This window comes from Hydrogenovibrio crunogenus (genome assembly GCF_004786015.1).
GTDB classification, from domain to species: domain Bacteria; phylum Pseudomonadota; class Gammaproteobacteria; order Thiomicrospirales; family Thiomicrospiraceae; genus Hydrogenovibrio; species Hydrogenovibrio crunogenus.
Window position 1 is genome coordinate 984,877 of record NZ_CP032096.1, and the last position, 17,923, is coordinate 1,002,799.

At 42.7% G+C, this 17,923-nt stretch carries 19 protein-coding genes and 2 tRNA genes; 18 read left to right on the forward strand and 3 right to left on the reverse strand.

Annotated elements, in window-relative coordinates; translation table 11 throughout:
* Positions 1-44: 44 nt before the first annotated feature.
* On the forward strand, positions 45-377 hold the full coding sequence (locus GHNINEIG_RS04695; protein ID WP_135795572.1) for a thioredoxin family protein: 333 nt from the start codon (positions 45-47) through the stop codon (positions 375-377).
* Positions 378-386: 9 nt separating this feature from the next.
* Here the strand turns inward: GHNINEIG_RS04695 and GHNINEIG_RS04700 are convergent, their stop codons facing one another.
* Both GHNINEIG_RS04700 and GHNINEIG_RS04705 read right to left on the reverse strand, forming a co-directional pair.
* Positions 387-2,630, reverse strand: a complete 2,244-nt coding sequence (locus tag GHNINEIG_RS04700) for a patatin-like phospholipase family protein (RefSeq protein ID WP_135795573.1) — start codon at positions 2,628-2,630, stop codon at positions 387-389.
* On the reverse strand, positions 2,617-3,465 hold the full coding sequence (locus GHNINEIG_RS04705; RefSeq protein ID WP_135795574.1) for an SDR family NAD(P)-dependent oxidoreductase: 849 nt from the start codon (positions 3,463-3,465) through the stop codon (positions 2,617-2,619). Before GHNINEIG_RS04705 ends, GHNINEIG_RS04700 begins: the two co-directional genes overlap by 14 nt.
* Before the next feature lie 240 nt (positions 3,466-3,705).
* Here GHNINEIG_RS04705 and GHNINEIG_RS04710 point away from each other — a divergent pair, with 240 nt between their 5' ends.
* The 15 genes from GHNINEIG_RS04710 to GHNINEIG_RS04780 all read left to right on the forward strand — a co-directional run bounded on the left by GHNINEIG_RS04710 (position 3,706) and on the right by GHNINEIG_RS04780 (position 15,859).
* A complete protein-coding gene (locus tag GHNINEIG_RS04710; protein ID WP_135795575.1) occupies positions 3,706-4,398 on the forward strand; it encodes a DUF502 domain-containing protein in 693 nt (230 codons plus the stop codon).
* Between the two features lie 94 nt (positions 4,399-4,492).
* Positions 4,493-6,280: an aspartate--tRNA ligase gene (gene aspS, locus GHNINEIG_RS04715; protein ID WP_189636949.1), complete on the forward strand. Its 1,788-nt coding sequence runs from the start codon at positions 4,493-4,495 to the stop codon at positions 6,278-6,280.
* Between the two features lie 28 nt (positions 6,281-6,308).
* Positions 6,309-7,385: a quinolinate synthase NadA gene (gene nadA / locus GHNINEIG_RS04720; protein ID WP_135795577.1), complete on the forward strand. Its 1,077-nt coding sequence runs from the start codon at positions 6,309-6,311 to the stop codon at positions 7,383-7,385.
* Between the two features lie 126 nt (positions 7,386-7,511).
* Positions 7,512-8,030, forward strand: coding sequence for a crossover junction endodeoxyribonuclease RuvC (gene ruvC, locus GHNINEIG_RS04725; RefSeq protein WP_135795578.1), 519 nt, complete (start codon positions 7,512-7,514; stop codon positions 8,028-8,030).
* Between the two features lie 9 nt (positions 8,031-8,039).
* Entirely contained in the window at positions 8,040-8,642 is a 603-nt protein-coding gene (gene ruvA / locus GHNINEIG_RS04730; RefSeq protein ID WP_135795579.1) for a Holliday junction branch migration protein RuvA, read from the forward strand.
* 216 nt (positions 8,643-8,858) lie between these two features.
* Entirely contained in the window at positions 8,859-9,881 is a 1,023-nt protein-coding gene (gene ruvB, locus GHNINEIG_RS04735) for a Holliday junction branch migration DNA helicase RuvB (RefSeq protein ID WP_135795580.1), read from the forward strand.
* Complete coding sequence (tolQ, locus tag GHNINEIG_RS04740) at positions 9,874-10,563, forward strand: protein TolQ (protein ID WP_135795581.1); 690 nt, start codon at positions 9,874-9,876, stop codon at positions 10,561-10,563. The genes ruvB and tolQ overlap by 8 nt, the downstream gene beginning before the upstream one ends.
* A 52-nt stretch (positions 10,564-10,615) precedes the next feature.
* Positions 10,616-11,029: an ExbD/TolR family protein gene (locus tag GHNINEIG_RS04745; protein ID WP_223260939.1), complete on the forward strand. Its 414-nt coding sequence runs from the start codon at positions 10,616-10,618 to the stop codon at positions 11,027-11,029.
* A 1-nt stretch (position 11,030) separates the two neighbouring features.
* The gene (tolA, locus tag GHNINEIG_RS04750) at positions 11,031-12,056 is read left to right on the forward strand and encodes a cell envelope integrity protein TolA (RefSeq protein ID WP_135795582.1); all 1,026 of its coding nucleotides are present in this window, start codon (positions 11,031-11,033) and stop codon (positions 12,054-12,056) included.
* A 33-nt stretch (positions 12,057-12,089) separates the two neighbouring features.
* The gene (tolB, locus tag GHNINEIG_RS04755; RefSeq protein ID WP_135795583.1) at positions 12,090-13,388 is read left to right on the forward strand and encodes a Tol-Pal system beta propeller repeat protein TolB; all 1,299 of its coding nucleotides are present in this window, start codon (positions 12,090-12,092) and stop codon (positions 13,386-13,388) included.
* Positions 13,389-13,447: 59 nt separating this feature from the next.
* The gene (gene pal / locus GHNINEIG_RS04760; protein WP_135795584.1) at positions 13,448-14,065 is read left to right on the forward strand and encodes a peptidoglycan-associated lipoprotein Pal; all 618 of its coding nucleotides are present in this window, start codon (positions 13,448-13,450) and stop codon (positions 14,063-14,065) included.
* 17 nt (positions 14,066-14,082) lie between these two features.
* The gene (gene ybgF, locus GHNINEIG_RS04765) at positions 14,083-14,892 is read left to right on the forward strand and encodes a tol-pal system protein YbgF (RefSeq protein WP_135795585.1); all 810 of its coding nucleotides are present in this window, start codon (positions 14,083-14,085) and stop codon (positions 14,890-14,892) included.
* On the forward strand, positions 14,892-15,590 hold the full coding sequence (gene queC, locus GHNINEIG_RS04770; protein ID WP_135795586.1) for a 7-cyano-7-deazaguanine synthase QueC: 699 nt from the start codon (positions 14,892-14,894) through the stop codon (positions 15,588-15,590). The genes ybgF and queC overlap by 1 nt, the downstream gene beginning before the upstream one ends.
* A gap of 72 nt (positions 15,591-15,662) precedes the next feature.
* A tRNA-Lys gene (locus tag GHNINEIG_RS04775) sits at positions 15,663-15,738 on the forward strand.
* Between the two features lie 45 nt (positions 15,739-15,783).
* Positions 15,784-15,859, forward strand: a tRNA-Lys gene (locus GHNINEIG_RS04780).
* A gap of 166 nt (positions 15,860-16,025) precedes the next feature.
* On the opposite strand, the gene GHNINEIG_RS04785 is transcribed toward GHNINEIG_RS04780, so the two are convergent.
* Positions 16,026-16,793, reverse strand: a complete 768-nt coding sequence (locus tag GHNINEIG_RS04785; RefSeq protein ID WP_135795587.1) for a hypothetical protein — start codon at positions 16,791-16,793, stop codon at positions 16,026-16,028.
* A gap of 186 nt (positions 16,794-16,979) precedes the next feature.
* Here GHNINEIG_RS04785 and GHNINEIG_RS04790 point away from each other — a divergent pair, with 186 nt between their 5' ends.
* Complete coding sequence (locus GHNINEIG_RS04790; protein WP_135795588.1) at positions 16,980-17,243, forward strand: hypothetical protein; 264 nt, start codon at positions 16,980-16,982, stop codon at positions 17,241-17,243.
* 10 nt (positions 17,244-17,253) lie between these two features.
* Positions 17,254-17,910 carry a metal-dependent transcriptional regulator gene (locus GHNINEIG_RS04795; RefSeq protein WP_135795589.1) on the forward strand — a complete coding sequence of 219 codons (657 nt, stop codon included), beginning with the start codon at positions 17,254-17,256 and terminating at the stop codon, positions 17,908-17,910.
* The last annotated feature ends 13 nt before the right edge of the window (positions 17,911-17,923 follow it).

A 17,923-nucleotide genomic window follows, 5' to 3' on the forward strand; every position in this document is an offset into this window, starting at 1 on the left:
TGGCCAGGCCTGGCTATTTTTAAAGGTTTTTATAAGGGAAAGATATGCAAGATATTACTTCGCTAGAAATGTTGGATCGTTTGAAACGAGAAGAAGATGCGTTGCTGGTGTTGTTTGGTGGGAGAGAATGTAATGTATGCCACTCAATCAAACCTAAGTTGATCGAGTTGGTTGAAGCGCGGTATCCAAAGATCAAAATGGTCTATGTGGATTGTCATGAAGTAACGGATATCTGTGCACAGGAAGGTGTGTTTACACTGCCTACATTACAAGTTTTCTTTACCGGACAGCGCTTTATTGAAGAAGTTCGAAGTTTCAGCCTGCAAAAGGTTGTGCAGGAAATTGAACGTCCTTATCAATTATTGTTTGAAAGCTAAAAAGTATTTTTAATTAAACGCATGGCCGAAGTAAAGATAAAGCGATTGTCTTTGGTTGTTGTGGTATCCATAAGCAAAGTGAATCGGACCAACAAAGGTGTTCATTCCGAAAAAAATACTCCCCGCCTGTTTGGTGTTCTGCCAACTGATGTCTGATGAGATGCCATTGGTAAAGGCGTCTTTGTCGTAAACGTTGCCTGCCTCCAGTGTTGCTCCAATGTAATAAGGAAAATCTAAAGGATTGTTGGTAGCAGAGAATCGGTATAAATATTTTAGTTTAGCAAAAAGAAGCTGATTTCCAATCAGCTCATCTTCTGCATAACCGGAGAGTTTTTGAAAGCCTCCCAAAGAATAGAAACGATGGATGTTGTCCTGATTTTCTGCCTCAATATTGGTTGCTTCAATGTGTAGATTAAAGGTATGACGATGATAAGAGAAATAACTCGAGAGCAGTCCTTTGTACTCAATAACTTTATTGGCTTGGTCAAAGTTTTCAAGTGTGTTGTGGTAAGACAGGTTGAGTAAGGTTCCTCTTTGTGGAAATGTTACCTGATCTAAGCTGTCATGGTGTAATCCAACGCTGACAATATTATCACTGTAATGTTCTTTTATTTGTGAGCTGGCATACTTACCTAAGATTAAATCTCCTTGGTCATTTTGATAAGACACTGCAGCTCGCCAGTTTTGAGAAAAGTTATACCCCAACGCCAGTTTGGGAGAGATGGTTTGTTGTTCTAGTTGCACGGAAGTGATATTCGATTCTGTTCCTAAGCTATACACTCGTTTTTTAATTTGAAACGAAGGTTCGATATACGGCTTTTGGCTATAGGACAACGGTTGGTAGAAAGCGGTTTTTAATAATTGTGTTTGGCCTATTTCTATTTTGTTTCGCCATTCAGCTCCGAGCATGTTGGCTGGCGCATAAGTATGGCGTAGCCCGAGATTGAAAATGTTAGAGTCATCCAGGTTTGAGGCCAAATTAAATTTTAATTTAAAAAAATGTGGTCCCCAAGAAGGAGCTTGAGTATGGATGATTAGGACATTTTTTTGATCTTTGTGCTCGATGGTATAGGTAACCAATTCAAAAAAACCTAAGCCGTATAGTTTTGTGATGTCAGTTTCCAACTGTGTTCGATCAATTAGCGTACCTGTTTTTTGTTGTATCGCCTGGCGAATAAGTTGATTTGAAACAGAAGTGTCATTGTGAATTTGAATGGCATCGATTATAGGAAGTGTCTTCTTGGGATCGGGTGCAGTGTAGCCGGGTCGGCTGAGTTTTTTAAGAGGTTCTAGCTGGCTTAAACATGCATGATAGCCGATCTCAATAATTTTTTTGGCATCGCTGAAGTTCGTGGGGCTGATAGTGGTTGGGATGGTGGGCCGAATTAATATGTCTTGTGACTTGAGTGTTTTTAATTGCCTTAAGCTGTTAGCCGTAATCATGCTGGAGAGGATTTGCCCGCCAATATTGACGTATGAGTCCATTTCCATGTTAGGGTCATTAGTGGTGTGAATATCTGACACGATGACGATATCTGCTCCCATGTTTCTGACAATGTTAATCGGAGTGTTATTGGTGACGCCACCATCCACCAAGTAGTGTCCTTGAATTAAAACAGGTGCAAATATACCGGGAACTGCCATGCTGGCCCTAAGTGCTTGTGAAAGGTCGCCTGATTTTAAAACGACTTCCTCTCCTGTTTTGACATTAGTTGCAACAGCACGAAAAGGAATGGGGAGTTGGTCAAAGTCTTTGATGCTGCTGGTTGCAAGTGTCATGCCTTTGAGTAAGATTGCTTGCTGCTGACCGAGCACCAGCCCGTTTGGTAACTTGAAACGCCCATTGCCATAGCCAAATTCGCCTTTTACAAAATAATCATATTGGTCTGATTTTCGTCGAAAAGACAGAAAGTGTCTTGAGTTGTCGTCTGTAAAGGTTTGATCCCAATTAACATGGGTCACAAAGCTTTCTATTTGACTGGTGCTGAGACCTGAAGCATAGAGCCCACCAATGACTGCCCCCATACTGGTGCCTGAAATATAATCAATGGGGATGTTGAATTTTTCTAATTGTTTTAACACGCCTATGTGAGCCAATCCATGCGCACCGCCACCAGGGAGTACCAGGCCTATTTTGGGGCGTGAAGAATCTTTTTCAGAAGCGGAGGAGGCGGTGCTGGCTAAGCTGTTAGTGCTTGTAAGAGCAAAGAGATAAATAACGAGCTTTATGAAAAAACGATTAGCGTTTGCCATCTCCACCTGCCTTAATGAGAAGAAAATCTAGCCAACGGTTGGGTAACAATCTTTTTAACCAGGCAAAAGCGATGGTAGGAACGGTTACGCGATATCGAATCGCTGGGCGTTGGCTGTTAATGATGTGCTCAAATTTCTGTGTTACCGCTTCCGGGCCGAGGGTGAAAGGTGCTGAAGGTCCGACAGTTTCCAGTCGGTTAATCATCGCCTGATAATTTTTGTGATGGGCGCTTTGTTCTGGATGGGAAATCCAGTGTTTAAATTGCGTGTAAGCGTTTGCGCGAAAGTGGGAGCGGATCGGACCCGGTTCAATTAAGCTAACGTGAATATTGTCTGCTTTAAGTTCCAGCCTGAGTGTGTCTGCAAGCCCTTCAATGGCAAACTTGCTTGCATTGTAGGCACCGCGATATTGCATGGCGGCAAACCCTAAAATCGAACTGTTATACACTATTTTTCCATGACCTTGGGCACGCATGACAGGGATAATAAGGTTGGTGAGCTCTTGTGTGCCGAATACATTGGTTTCAAACTGAAAACGTAGTGCATCGCGGCTTAAATCTTCCACCGCGCCAGGTAAGCCGAATGCCGCATTGTTGAATAATACGTCAATAACAGGGTGCATGGCTAAGATAATTTGAACAGCTGATTGAATCGAGGTCGGGTCTGCCAAATCCATCTGAATACAGGTTATGCCTTCCTGATTGAGCCGTGCCACATCTTTTTCCTGTCGACAGGTTGCGATGACCTGATAGCCTTTTTGAAATAATGTTTTTGCGGTGTGATAGCCAATTCCACTGGAGCAGCCTGTTACTAAAATAGTGGGAGTGTCTTGCATGTAATCTCTATTGTGGATGAAAAATAATGCATTTATCTTAGAGCAAAGTCATCAAACTTGATAGCCTAAAACAATAAAATTAGATAGTGAGGTTTAATAGTTTGTAAAATGCACGACTGAAAGAACAAAAAAGAGTCAATTCAATAAGAATGCTTGGATTTCAGCCAAACTTTTGCCAAATTCTTATATAATAATGGGCTTGTTTTAATTTATTAATTTGCGTTGCCGAGAAGCGAAAAAATGTCATTCATAAAACGTTATTTGATTGCCGGGTTATTGGTCTGGTTACCTTTAGGGGTTACTATTGCGGCGCTGATTTTTTTGGTCAATTTGTTTGATCAAAGTTTACTATTGTTGCCAGAGCATCTGAGACCGGATGAGCTGTTGGGTCGTCACATTCCCGGATTTGGCATTATTTTGTCGTTTGTCCTGATTTTTGTCACCGGCATGTTGGTCGCTAATTTCTTTGGCCGCTATTTATATGGTATTTGGGAAAAGCTGCTTTCCCGAATTCCGTTGGTGCGTTCTATTTACATGGCGGTAAAGCAGATTTCAGAAGCGCTTTTTGGCGATGGGTCACAAACGTTTCAAAAAGCGTATTTGTTGCAATATCCCAGAGCAGGTTTATGGACCTTGGCTTTTCAGACCAGCAAAACACAAGGCGAAGCCCAGATTAAAACTAATATGGCGGAAGTGGTGAATTTGTTTGTGCCGACAACACCTAACCCGACATCAGGCTTTTTTATTATGGCGTCGAATACGGAAATTATAGAGCTCGATATGAGTGTGGATGATGCCTTGAAAATGGTCATTTCTGGCGGCGTCGTCGTTCCATATTGGCCCGGCACAGAGAATGCAGTTGGTCAAATTGAACCGCCAAAAACTGCTTCGGAATATGATTTTTTCGATGCCGGCAAGAAAGCCCAAGATTAAAAAAAACAGAATTTATATTTAACAGATTAACCATTAAGAATTGAAATCGTTCGGGCATGTCTCGACATTCAGCAAGAAAGGTAATAAACACATGATGCGTACACACTACTGTGGACAAGTAACAGAGATTTTAGAAAACCAGCAAGTCACCGTTTCAGGGTGGGTTCACCGACGCCGTGACCATGGTGGCGTTATCTTTATTGATTTACGTGATCGTGAAGGCTTGGTTCAAGTAGTGGTAAATCCTGACAATGCAGAGATGTTTGCAATTGCTGAACGTGTTCGTTCGGAATACGTCTTGAAAGTTGAAGGGAAAGTGTGCGCCAGAACGCCAGAAACCATTAATCCGAAAATGAATACCGGCAAGATTGAGATTGTGGCAGAAAATTTGGAAGTGTTGAGTTCTGCAGAACCGATTCCTTTCCAATTGGATGATAAACATATTTCGGAAGAAGTTCGCTTGACTTACCGTTATTTGGATTTGCGTCGCGAAGAAATGCAATCGGCTATGAGAACGCGTTATCGTGTGACGCGTTCTATGCGTCGTTATTTGGATGATAATGGTTTTATGGATATGGAAACGCCTATCCTCACAAAATCAACGCCTGAAGGCGCGCGCGATTATTTGGTGCCCAGCCGTACACATCCTAATAAGTTTTTTGCTTTGCCGCAGTCGCCTCAACTGTTTAAGCAATTGTTGATGATGTCAGGGTTTGATCGTTATTATCAAATTACTCGCTGTTTCCGTGATGAAGATTTGCGTGCAGATCGTCAACCTGAGTTTACACAGTTAGATATTGAAACCTCTTTCATGACCGAAGAAGAAGTGATGAATATGATGGAGGGATTAACGAAAACGATCTTTAGAGAAGGCGTTGAGGTTAATTTTGAAGATGACTTTCCGCGCATGACGTACGCAGAAGCGATTGAGAAATATGGCATTGACCGTCCGGATTTACGTATTCCGCTACAGCTGGTTGACGTGGCTGACTTATTGCAGGATATTGATTTTAAAGTATTTGCGGGGCCGGCAAAAGATCCAATGGGGCGTGTGGCGGCTTTACGTGTACCACAAGGTGGAAAGTTGTCACGTAAAGAAATTGATGACTATACCAAGTATGTGGGTATCTATGGTGCAAAAGGGCTGGCCTATATCAAGGTAAATGACTTATCAGCTGGTTTGGACGGGTTGCAGTCTCCGATTGTGAAATTCTTCCCAGATCAAGCGATGGAAATTATGCAGCGTGTCGGTGCAGAAGATGGTGATATTGTTTTCTTTGGTGCGGATAAAGCGAAGATTGTCAATGAAGCCTTAGGCGCTTTGCGCTGTAAGATTGGTGAAGATCTCGATATGGTCGAAAAAGAATGGGCGCCTGTTTGGGTGGTGGACTTCCCAATGTTTGAAATGGATGAAAAAACCGCGAAGATGACGGCGATTCACCATCCTTTCACACAACCTAAAGCGACGACAGAAGAAATTTTAAATCATGATGAACCGCATCAAATGTTATCTCGCGCTTATGACTTGGTCATTAACGGTATAGAAGTAGGGGGTGGATCGGTTCGTATCCATGATACCAATATGCAAGCCGCCGTTTTAAAAATGCTGGGTATTTCAGATGAAGAAGCGCAAGAAAAGTTTGGTTTTCTATTGAACGCTTTAAAATATGGTTGTCCACCGCATGCCGGTATGGCATTTGGGTTGGACCGTTTAGTGATGTTAATGGCCAATCGAGATTCGATTCGTGATGTAATCGCCTTCCCGAAAACTCAGTCCGCAGCCTGTATGCTGACCGATGCACCAGGCAATGTTGATAACACCCAGTTGGCGGATCTTGAATTACGTTTCCGTAAGTCTCTTGTCGCAAAAGATGCGAGTTAATCAGTTTAATTAAGGTTCTAGTTTATATATGTCTTCTTTAGCTAAAACAGTTCCTCTAGAGCTTTTAGGGCGAATTGACAAACTCGCGCAATCAACTCAGCCAGCCATGAGTCTGGATGACGAAGAAAAAGCGACATTAACAGCTAAAATCAAACGTCTGTTAAAAGAAAAAAATGCGCAGATGATTGCGCATTATTATGTCAGTGATGATTTGCAGGCATTGGCTGAAGAAACCGGTGGGAAAGTAGCGGATTCGCTTGAGATGGCGAATTTTGGTGCGCAATCTGATGCAGACATGTTAGTGGTCTGCGGGGTTCGCTTTATGGGAGAAACCGCCAAAATGCTCAGCCCGGAAAAGACAGTCTTAATGCCGGATTTAAACGCAACTTGTTCTTTGGATGAAAGCTGTCCACCAAAAGCGTTTGCCGAGTTTTGCGCGCAATACCCGGACCATAAAGTAGTTGTTTATGCCAACACCAGTGTGGAAGTCAAAGCACTGGCTGATTGGGTGGTCACCTCCGGAAATGCTTTGGAAATTGTCACGCATTTAAAAGAACAAGGTGAAAAGATCATCTGGGCGCCAGACCGTCATTTAGGTCATTGGATTGAAAAAGAGACGGGCGTGGAAATGATCCGATGGCAAGGGCATTGTATTGTGCATGATGAATTCCAAACCTACGGATTAATGGAATTGGCCAAGGAGCATCCTGACGCCAAAATTATCGTACACCCTGAATCTCCGGCAGAAGTGGTTGATTTAGCTGATGTTGTGGGTTCAACTCGAGTGATGATTGAAGCGGTCCAGAATTTACCTGATCAGAAATTTATCGTGGCGACCGATTATGGCATTTTCTATAAAATGCAACAATTGGCTCCGGAAAAGCAATTGATTGTTGCTCCAACTGGTGGAAAAGCCGGTAGTTGTATCAGTTGCGCGCACTGTCCCTGGATGGCAATGAATGGTTTGCAGAACTTAGCGGATTGCTTAGAAAATGAAACCGGTGAAATTGTGATTGAAGAGTCCATTCGCTTAAAAGCCTTACAGTCGGTAGAACGCATGTTGACGTTTTCGCGAGAAAAGGGACTGGTTAAAACCAACCCATAATGAGCGGTTAACTTCAAAACCACCAGGCCTGGTGGTTTTTTTGTGTTTAGAGGACGGTCAAATATCAGAGGTGGTATGATTGATGCACCTTATCTCGTAATTATTTTTTAGCACTTAGGAACTAGTGTGGCACAACTTCAAAGAATTTTAGGGATTGATCCAGGCTCGCGTAAAACCGGTTTTGGAATTATTGAATCCGGTCGGTTTCATCCCAGTTATGTTTCCAGTGGTGTGATTCGAGTTGAAAAACTGGCAGGGGCCCAAAGATTGAAGACCATCTTTGAATCGGTGTGTCAGATCATTGATCAATATCAGCCCCATGTTATGGCGATTGAAAAGGTGTTTGTTTACAAAAATCCCAGTTCGGCCATTAAGCTGGGGCAAGCCAGAGGGGTCATTTTGTGTGCCGCTGCTATCAAAGAAATTCCGATTATGGAATACACTCCGACGCAAATTAAAAGTACGATTGTCGGGCAAGGGCATGCAACGAAAGACCAGATTCAGTTTATGGTTCAGAACCTATTGAAGTTGACCGAAAGCCCACAGGAAGATGCGGCAGATGCACTAGCCGGTGCACTTTGCCATGATCGCTATTTAACGCTTGGTATTGATCCGGAAAAGATTTCAAAAGGCACTAAGTTTTAAGGAAAAGAGATGATTGGGTTCTTATCTGGGAAACTTCACGCAAAGTTACCCCCGCAAATTTTAATTAATGTCAACGGTGTAGGATATGAAGTCGAAGCCCCAATGTCGACATTTTACGCCATCGGCGAAGTTGGCGATGAGGTGATGCTGTTAACGCATATGCATGTGCGCGAAGATGCGATGCTGTTGTTTGGGTTTGCCTCAGAGCTTGAAAGAAGCTTGTTTAAAGAATTAATTAAAGTGAATGGTATTGGTGCCAAAATGGCGATTGGTATTTTGTCTGCCATGTCGGTCAATGATTTCGTCGGATTGGTTGAGGTTGGCGATGCGCCGGCGCTGACAAAAATTCCAGGGGTCGGTAAGAAAACGGCCGAACGTCTGGTGATTGAAATGCGAGATCGTTTAAAAGGATGGGGGAGCGTAGCGAGTTCCAGCGTTTCATCAGAAACAATGGTACCCCCTGCACCGCATAATCAAAAAGCCTCAGCCGTCGAAGCGCTGATTTCTTTGGGGTATAAGCCGACTCAAGCCGATAAAATGGTACAAGCTGTTGAATCCGACTTAACTTTGGAAGAGACAATTAAAAAAGCACTGCAGTCCGTTAAGCTTTAAAGTGGTCTTTGAAAAGTGAGTGCTTCACTGTTTTTCAATGATGTGAGTCATGTGAGTCTGTAAAATAAAACTCAAAAAAACATCTCGCCCTGAGGAAAAAGCTTTCATGGAAGCAAGAACGAAATTCGACTCAAAAAATTGGTTAGAAAGATTATAATTGGATTCGTTATTTTTTATTCAGTCAGGCTTGAAAAAGCTTAAAGTTAGTGGGTTGAGATGATAGAAACAGATCGTATTGTCGGTGGACAGTCGCTTGAAGAAGATATGTATGTTCAGCCGTCTGTTCGTCCTCAAATAATTACCGACTATATTGGTCAACAAGCGGTTCGAGAACAGCTTCAGCTTTCGATTAATGCCGCTAAAATGCGCCAAGAACATTTAGATCATGTCTTGTTGTACGGCCCGCCTGGACTTGGAAAAACCACTCTTTCTAATATCATTGCTCAAGAAATGGGCGTGACGCTCCGACAGACCTCAGGCCCTGTGATTGAAAAACCCGGTGATTTAGCGGCAATCCTAACGCGTTTAGAGCCACATGATGTTTTGTTTGTTGACGAAATCCACCGTTTAAGTCCTATTGTCGAAGAAGTGCTATATCCCGCCATGGAAGATTTTCAAATCGATATCATTATTGGTGAAGGGCCTGCAGCACAATCTGTCAAAATCGACATTCCACCTTTTACCTTAGTTGGCGCCACGACACGTGCTGGTTTGTTAACGTCTCCTCTAAGGGATCGTTTTGGAATCGTACAACGTTTGGAATTTTATTCAGTTGAGGAGCTGGCACAAATTGTAACGCGCTCTGCTAATATATTGGGCATGTCTGCCGAGCCTGACGGCGCACTTGAAGTAGCTCGACGTTCTCGAGGCACACCAAGAATCGCCAACCGTCTTTTAAGACGCGTGAGGGATTATGCTCAAGTCAAAGGTAATGGAGTGATTACAGCCGAGATTGCAGACTCAGCGCTGAACTTGTTAGAAGTTGATTCTCTAGGGCTTGATAAGATGGATCGACGACTATTAGAATTATTAATTCAAAAATTTGAAAGCCGACCTGTTGGAATTGACAGTATTTCAGCTGCGTTGGGTGAGGAGCGAGGAACGATTGAAGATGTGATTGAACCGTTTCTTGTTCAACAAGGTTTTTTAATTCGTACACCACGAGGCAGAATCGTAACCCAAACGGCTTATCGACACCTCGGTTTAACCATGCCAGAAAGGAATTTAGAAGATGAATGATCATTCGTTAATGGAATTAATTTTAGATGCCAGCCCTGTTGTTCAAGCAGTGATGGTTATTTTATTATTGATGTCAATTATGGCGTGGGCAATAACGTTCGCTAAATCTTATCAGTTACGTAAGGCAAAACGCGAGGCCAAGGAATTCGATGAGCTGTTTTGGAATACACCTGAATTAACGGGGCTATATAACCAGGTCACTCGTGAAGCCGATAACACGGGGAATGCTCAGATATTTGAAGCCGGTTTTAAAGAGTTTATGAGTTTGAAAAGTCAGGGTGTCATTGATTCAGCCGACTTGATTAATGGCACACAGCGAGCCATGCGGGTGGCGTTTTCAAAGCAGATTGAACGTCTAGAAAATCAAACACCGCTACTGGCAACGGTTGGCTCATCAGCCCCTTATATCGGATTGTTCGGGACTGTTTGGGGGGTCATGCATGCATTTTCTTCATTGGGCGATATTCAAAACGCAACCCTAGCGTCAGTTGCGCCAGGGATTTCGGAAGCTTTAATAGCAACCGCAATGGGGTTGTTTGCTGCGATTCCGGCCGTCATTGCCTATAATCGTTTGAGTGTCAATACCGATAAAGTTATTGGTCAGTATGAAAATTTCGCTGAAGGTTTTTTAACGATTATTCAGCGTCAATCCCATATGACCGAACAAAAGACACAAGATTAAGGGTAGCTCTATGATGCAGAGTTCTTTCAGATCGCAGCATAAAAAGCGTCTTATGGCAGAAATCAATGTTGTACCTTATATTGATGTTACATTGATTTTGTTAATTATTTTTATGATTACCGCTCCAATTGTGCAACAAGCGGTAACGGTTGAACTGCCTCAGACACCTCGCATTCAAGACAAACAAAAGACAGATGTCGTTAAACCGATAAAACCGTTTGTGATTTCCGTTACTGCGGAAGGATTTTATAAAACGTCTGAAAATCCGGATAGAGTATTAGGTCAAAAAGACTTATCACAGTTAGTCGCAGAGGTGGTTGCTCGTTCTCAACTTAAACCTAATCAACCTTTCTATATTCAAGGTGATCGTCAGACACCTTATGGAAAGGTCGTTCATCTATTCGTTTTACTTAAAGCAAATGGCGTCAGTCAGGTTTCATTGATGACGGAGCCAGAAGAGAAATAACATGTTTGCATTTATTATTCGTCACCCTGTTTCAATGGCTTTAGCCATCGCGTTACACATTCTCATTGCGATCGGCTTGGTTTATAGTTCGTTTCAAGAAGAAGATGTTTTAAAAGTAAAGTTAAATGGAGAAACATCGGAATCTGAACAAATGCCGATCAAGCAAATACAGCCTATGAAAACGTTTGCAGTGGACTCTTCATTGGTAAAACAGCAATTGGCAAAAATAAAACAAGAAGAGGCGGATAAGCTTGAAGCGCAAAAAAGGTTGAAGCGTCAGTCAGAAGCCGAAAAACGTCGCTTGGCAGAATTGAAAAGAAAACAATTAGAAGAGAAAAAGAAAGCCGAAGCCGAACGCCGCAAAGCATTGGCTGAACAGCGTAAAGCGGATGAAGCCAAACGGTTGGCCGAAATCGAGCGTCAAAAGGTGTTAGCGGAACAGAAGCGGGCTCAAGAGGCCAAACAGTCTGCAGAACGTGCTAAAAAAGAAGCTTTATTAGCTGAAAAGAAACGTGAACAAGCCAAACAGCTTGTTGCTGAAGCAGAACAGAAACGGCAACAAGAAGAAGCTAAGAAAAAAGCGCTTGAAGAACAGATTAAAAAACATAATGCTGAGAAGAAACGCTTAGAAGCGGAAGCTTTACAGGCGAAATTACGCAGAGAGCAGTTGCAGCAAGAAGCCGCTCTACAAAGACAGCTGGAAGAAGAAGAGGCGAAAAAACGTCAAGCCGCGAAACAGAAAGAAATGTTGAGCTTACGTGAAACCTATATCTCGTCGATTGCAGCCAGTGTGAAAGATAATTGGCGTACTGCGGCCAAAGTGTCTGAAAAAGCGGAATGTGTTGTTTCGATTACACAAACACCGAAAGGCATGATCAGCAGCGTTAAAGTAGAGAAGTGTAATAAGTTCGCTAATGAACAGTTTAAAAAGGATGCGGAAAAAGCGGTATATCGAGCAGAGCCACTTCCGATGCCTCCTATAAAAGAGTTGTTTGAGCGAAATATTAAATTTATCTTTAATCCTTAATTCCTTAAAACTATTGCGTTAGAAGTAGGTTAAATGAAAAAAATTATTTACACCCTAGTCAGTTTTCTCTTCATGTGGAATGCGTCAGCATATGCTGATTTAACCATTCAGATTGATCAGAGTTCTGATAATGCCGTGCCAATCGCACTGGTGCCTTTTGAATGGAAAGGGACACAACTACATCCGCCGCAAAACATCACCAGCATCGTTGGTAATGATTTATTACGCAGCGGTAAATTTAAAGCGGTGGATGAAACGAAGTTGCCTTCACGCCCTAAGACATTGGATGATATTGACTTTCATCAGTGGAAACAATTAGGTGTCGATAATTTGTTGATGGGCCGCATTACCGAAGAGGCAAACGGGACATACCAGATTGAGATGCGTTTCGTAGACCTGCTACGTAAAGAACAAGTCATTGGAAAGCGTTGGTCCGGTATCTCCAAAACGTTGTTACGACAGGTCGCTCATAAAATGAGTGATCTGATTTATGAGGAATTAACTGGGATTCGAGGGGCTTTTAATACCCGTATGGCTTATGTCACTGTCAAAGCAATCAATGGCAAAAAGCAATATAGTTTAGAGGTGGCAGATTCAGATGGCTATAACTCGCAACCTATTTTACGTTCCAGTTTGCCGATTATGTCACCTAGCTGGTCGCCTGATGGTCAACATTTGGCTTATGTCTCATTTGAAAATGGGCGTTCCCAGATTGTGTTACAAAGTCTGGATGGAAAAAGCCGACAAATTATTGCTAAATTCAAAGGCATTAACGGGGCGCCCGCTTGGTCACCAGATGGTAAGAAACTGGCTTTGACTTTGTCTAAAGATGGTTCAGCCGATGTTTATATTATGGATATGAAAACGCGAAAACTTCGCCGACTGACACGTAACTGGGCCATTGAAACAGAGGCTGTCTGGGCTCCGAACGGACATTCTTTGTTTTTTAACTCAGATCGACGCGGCCAGCCGCAGATTTTTCAAGTTTTTTTAGATACGGGTGAAATGCGACGTATTTCCTATATTGGTCGTTATAATGCCAACCCAGCAGTTTCCCCTGATGGACGTTATGTCGCCATGGTGCATGCTAATGGTGGATTCCATATTGCTGTGCTGGATTTATATAATGAAGAATTTAACATTTTAACCAAAACCTACCTAGATGAGTCGCCAACGTTCTCGCCCAATGGCGAAATGATTTTATATGCGATGAATCAGGGGGGGCAAGGTAAGCTGGCAGTGGTTTCTGTGAACAGTAATGTCACACAAATTTTAAGTGTTCAAGAAGGAGAAGTGCGCTCTCCTTCTTGGGGGCCTTATTTACCCCGTTAATATTTTTTATACAAATCGCGGAATCAGGTATATAACAGTTTAAACTTAAGGAGTTTAAAATGAATAAATTAAAATTGTTGGTTGCTCTAGGTGTGGTCTCTTCATTAGCTGCCTGTACCAATACCCCTAAGAAAGGGGAAGATGCGGATATGAATATTGAACCTGTTTCACAAGAAGAAGTGGATTATGCTGAAAAAGCGCGTTTGGAATTGGAAAAAGCCAATTCTGGAGAAGTGAATGAGGTTGAAGTCCTGGGAACAAAAACGAATGGTTCAGATGTCAGTAGTGAAGAACTGGCTAGTCAAGACCTTAATGCCATGAGTCAAGATGTTCCAGCGTTGGGCCAGACCTTTGAACCTGTGATTTATTTTGGCTATGATCAATACATTGTCGATGATACATCGTTAGAAACGGTTAAGCATTATGCTGCTATATTGGTTGATAATCCATCAGAAAAAATTCAGTTGGTCGGTCATACAGATGAAAGAGGGACGCCGGAATATAATTTAGCTTTGGGGGAAAGACGTGCTAAAGCTGTAGCGGAGGCCTTTATGCTGTATGGCGTGAATAAAGACCGTATTGAAGTGATTTCATTAGGAGAGGAACTTCCTTTGATGGAAGGGCATAATGAAGAAGCTTGGGCGAAAAATCGCCGTGTTGAAATTAAAGCTCAATAAAAATATCGGAATTTAAAATGAAAAAGACGCTTTCCTTGATCATTACAACAGCCATATTGAACAGTGTGATGCCTGTAGCGAGTGCTGCACCGCAGCCGATAGAAGAGCGGGTGCAACGTCTGGAAAGAATGGCGGATAACCCTGTTCTTATTCAATTAAGCCGACGTTTGGCAGAACAGCAGCGCCAAATTCAAAGTTTGTATGATGAAGTAGATCGTTTAAATTACCAGCTAAAGCAAACCCAAGAAAAACTGGCTAAACAATATAAAGAAGCAGATGAGCGTTTGAGCGTGCTTGAAGCATCACAATCTTCTGCATCAAACGTTCAAGATGGGGGATCTTCGTCCGTTCTTGTGCCGGAAGAGACCTCTACCGAGTCGCAAGGTAAAGACGTTGCTACTGCGTCATCTTCTTCTACCTCTGGTGTAATGACACACTCAGCTACGGCCAAAGAGAAACGTGTTTATGAAGCCGCTTTTGCTTTGATGAAAAAATCGGATTATCAGGGTGCCAGTAAAGCCTTTTCAGCATTTAAAGCATCCTACCCTAACAGTGATTTAGCCAGTAATTCGGCTTACTGGGAAGGGGAAGCCGAAGCGGTATTGGGAAATGATAAAGCCGCCTTGAAAGCCTTTATCGATGTTTATGAAACTTACCCAACTTCACTAAAAGCACCTGCAGCCATGCTAAGAGCAGCAGATATGTATCAAGAAGTGGGTGAGAAAAAGAAAGCAAAAGCATTGTATGAACAGTTGATTCAAGACTACCCTAAAAAGAATGTGGCAGAAAAAGCTCGTAAGAGGCTCTCGGCAATGGGAGTTAAGTAGTGGCGGGTGTCGATACTAAAAAAGCCGTCGTATTGTTGTCTGGTGGTTTAGATTCAGCCACGGTTCTGGCGATTGCACAAGCGCAGGGGTTTGAATGTCATACCATTAGTTTTGATTATGGCCAACGCCATCGTGCCGAATTAATGGCTGCAGAGCGAGTTTCTCGTGCTTCAGGCGCGAAGACACACCGAGTGATGGAAATGAATATGCACGCGATTGGTGGTTCTGCATTGACGGACGACTCGATTGATGTGCCTGTCTCTGGCGTGGATAAAGAAACGATTCCGGTGACATATGTGCCAGCACGTAATACGGTTTTTCTTTCTTATGCCTTAGCGTTGGCTGAAGTACTACAGGCCGACGATATTTTTATCGGGGTGAATGCCGTAGATTATTCAGGGTATCCGGATTGTCGCCCTGAGTATATTGCGGCGTATGAAAAAATGGCTAATCTAGCAACGAAAGCTGGAGTTGAAGGTCACAAGATGCATATTCAAACGCCTTTAATTGATTTGACCAAGGCTGAAATCATTCAAACGGGCGTCAGGCTTGGAGTGGATTACAGTAAAACCGTTTCTTGTTATCAAGCTGATAAAAACGGTGCCGCCTGTGGAATATGTGATTCTTGCCGTTTGAGAAAACAGGGCTTTGAAAAAGCGGGTGTTGCTGATCCCACCATTTATGTCTCAAACCTTTAAAAAGTTATAAAAAACCGTAAAAACATCTTGCCAAAAGTCTGTCAGCTTGTATAATACGCCCCATTCCAGAGAGGGTCGTTAGCTCAGCTGGTAGAGCAGTTGGCTTTTAACCAATTGGTCGCGCGTTCGAATCGCGCACGACCCACCATTTATCCTTTAAATGGTAACCTCATTCACGGAATACTTTCTATCAGGGTCGTTAGCTCAGCTGGTAGAGCAGTTGGCTTTTAACCAATTGGTCGCGCGTTCGAATCGCGCACGACCCACCATTTTCCCAGTCCATTTCTTCTTTTTCCTTTTTAATGAACTTTTAAGCAGACGCCACTGTTCTGTCTATCTTTGTTTGTGATAAGCAAGCGGTTGGTGCCGGTTTAAGAATAAAGAAAAGAAAAAATCTACCAGGCCTGGTAGATTTTAAAGCAATCGGAAATCGACTTATGTATGAGTTTGAGCAATTTTGTGAAGGTAAGGCACATTGATATTAAGTGTCTCGGCATGCTCCAGTGCGCGTTTTAATCTGGCTGGGGCTGAACGTCCCATGCACTTATGTTCTAAGTCGCCTTCAAAGGCTTCTATAAGTCCTTTCATGAGCTTAGTTCGATCGTTTTGTTGTTCCGTGAGGGCGTCTTGGATATCCAATACCTCATCAGCAACAGCGTTCATGATATCTTTATGCTGGTTCATTAAAGATTCCACGTTGCCACCGACCACGAGTCCTGCGATATTGGTGGTAAGAATATACAGGTTTTTTCGAACCAGTTCATAAGTGAGTTCGGCTTGGCTGTCTAACTGAACGCAAGGCAGGTCAAGTTGTGACAGTGCATTAAAGACCAATTTACTGTGTTGCCCATACACTGGCGAGGGAAGCACGACTTTGCTGTCCATGCCTTTTTTCTTTTCAAACCAGACAGAGATCACTGTTGGGTCGGTAACGTGCGTGTTTTCCCAATCTCGTTTGAGGAGTTCGTTTTGTAATAAAATAAGGTTATCCGCCCAGACAGCAGGACACTCTTGCAAAGTTTGGTGGATATCGGCTTCTCCTACTGCGATTAAAACAGCAGCCGGGTCTGGAATTTCATCTGCAATGTCTTGCATGGATTGACTACGATTTACTGGTTGAACCGGATACCCCAGTTTTAGAAAGCCTCGCGCAAAAACGCTGCCGAGTTCTCCCATTCCGATGACGATAATAGGTTTTTTCATAATGACCCTTTATTTAAAAAGATAAGCACAAAGAATCGCTTCTTTGTGGCGTGATTGATTCATGGTTATTTTCGTGTGAAAAATTGTACCCTAAAAAGTTTTTAGATTCATAATGTAAAGGTGTCAAATTTTGTGGCACAATGCTTTAAAATAGTGCAAAGTAGAAAAACTGTTTAGGGGATCAGAATGAAAAAACAAAAAGTGGCCTTTACCTGGCATTATTATGCCATGGCGATTGGTGTTTTAATGGCTATGTTGGCTGCGACACTGTCTGCCTGGGGATCGGTTGTCAGTGCGCTGGCTTTTGCGATATTAAGTCATCCGGTTTTGAGTTTTCAGGGGGTGACCCGTTTTGTTTTTTTGATTTTATTTTTTATTTTATACATCTTTGCTTTTCCGGATGCCAGTGTGGTGCAGGAAATGATGGCGACAGATATTTCAAACGCTTAGGGTTGCGAATATGGCCAGTAAGGCACTTGAAGACTATCTTAAAATTATTTATAAGCTGGAAGAAGAAAACGAATCTGATAAAGGTGTCAGTACCTCTGCAATTGCTGAAAGATTGACGATTTCGCAAGCGTCCGTCTCCAACATGCTTAAAAAATTGGCCGATAAGGAAATGATTCAGTACGAGCCTTATTACGGCGTTTCCTTAACAGCGAAAGGCCGAAAGGTAGCGCTGAATATGATTCGACGACACCGTATTTTGGAGCTTTTTTTGGTCGAACGATTAGGGTATCAATGGGATGAAGTGGATGAAGAGGCTGAAATTTTAGAACATGCCATATCGGATAAGTTAACGAACAGAATGTGGGAAGAGCTAGGGCAACCGACTCAAGACCCACATGGGTCTCCTATTCCCAATGAAAAAGGGGAGATGGTGCAACCTAAGATGCTCAGTCTGGCAGAAATTGAGGCACCCACTAAAGCAAAAGTGATGCGGATTCAAAACCGTTCGCCTGAAGAGTTGCGTTATTTATTTTCCATCGGTTTAGTGAGGGATGCAGGGGTGATCGTTCATCAAAAGGCGCCTTTTGAAGGCCCTTTATCGATTGAAATAAATGGTGAACAGCATGCATTGGATTATCGGTTGGCACAATCGATATTTGTTGCCTAAAACCGAGTATAAG

What these genes read in the sequence shown, in the direction of transcription:
- tolQ (WP_135795581.1), top strand. Translation starts at nt 9,874, where the DNA reads ATGAATGATCATTCGTTAATGGAATTAATTTTAGATGCCAGCCCTGTT.
- pal (WP_135795584.1), top strand. Translation starts at nt 13,448, where the DNA reads ATGAATAAATTAAAATTGTTGGTTGCTCTAGGTGTGGTCTCTTCATTA.
- GHNINEIG_RS04795 (WP_135795589.1), top strand. Translation starts at nt 17,254, where the DNA reads ATGGCCAGTAAGGCACTTGAAGACTATCTTAAAATTATTTATAAGCTG.
- GHNINEIG_RS04710 (WP_135795575.1), top strand. Translation starts at nt 3,706, where the DNA reads ATGTCATTCATAAAACGTTATTTGATTGCCGGGTTATTGGTCTGGTTA.
- GHNINEIG_RS04700 (WP_135795573.1), bottom strand. Translation starts at nt 2,630, where the DNA reads ATGGCAAACGCTAATCGTTTTTTCATAAAGCTCGTTATTTATCTCTTT.
- GHNINEIG_RS04745 (WP_223260939.1), top strand. Translation starts at nt 10,616, where the DNA reads ATGGCAGAAATCAATGTTGTACCTTATATTGATGTTACATTGATTTTG.
- ruvB (WP_135795580.1), top strand. Translation starts at nt 8,859, where the DNA reads ATGATAGAAACAGATCGTATTGTCGGTGGACAGTCGCTTGAAGAAGAT.
- aspS (WP_189636949.1), top strand. Translation starts at nt 4,493, where the DNA reads ATGCGTACACACTACTGTGGACAAGTAACAGAGATTTTAGAAAACCAG.
- ruvA (WP_135795579.1), top strand. Translation starts at nt 8,040, where the DNA reads ATGATTGGGTTCTTATCTGGGAAACTTCACGCAAAGTTACCCCCGCAA.
- GHNINEIG_RS04785 (WP_135795587.1), bottom strand. Translation starts at nt 16,793, where the DNA reads ATGAAAAAACCTATTATCGTCATCGGAATGGGAGAACTCGGCAGCGTT.
- GHNINEIG_RS04695 (WP_135795572.1), top strand. Translation starts at nt 45, where the DNA reads ATGCAAGATATTACTTCGCTAGAAATGTTGGATCGTTTGAAACGAGAA.
- tolA (WP_135795582.1), top strand. Translation starts at nt 11,031, where the DNA reads ATGTTTGCATTTATTATTCGTCACCCTGTTTCAATGGCTTTAGCCATC.
- GHNINEIG_RS04705 (WP_135795574.1), bottom strand. Translation starts at nt 3,465, where the DNA reads ATGCAAGACACTCCCACTATTTTAGTAACAGGCTGCTCCAGTGGAATT.
- GHNINEIG_RS04790 (WP_135795588.1), top strand. Translation starts at nt 16,980, where the DNA reads ATGAAAAAACAAAAAGTGGCCTTTACCTGGCATTATTATGCCATGGCG.
- tolB (WP_135795583.1), top strand. Translation starts at nt 12,090, where the DNA reads ATGAAAAAAATTATTTACACCCTAGTCAGTTTTCTCTTCATGTGGAAT.
- nadA (WP_135795577.1), top strand. Translation starts at nt 6,309, where the DNA reads ATGTCTTCTTTAGCTAAAACAGTTCCTCTAGAGCTTTTAGGGCGAATT.
- ybgF (WP_135795585.1), top strand. Translation starts at nt 14,083, where the DNA reads ATGAAAAAGACGCTTTCCTTGATCATTACAACAGCCATATTGAACAGT.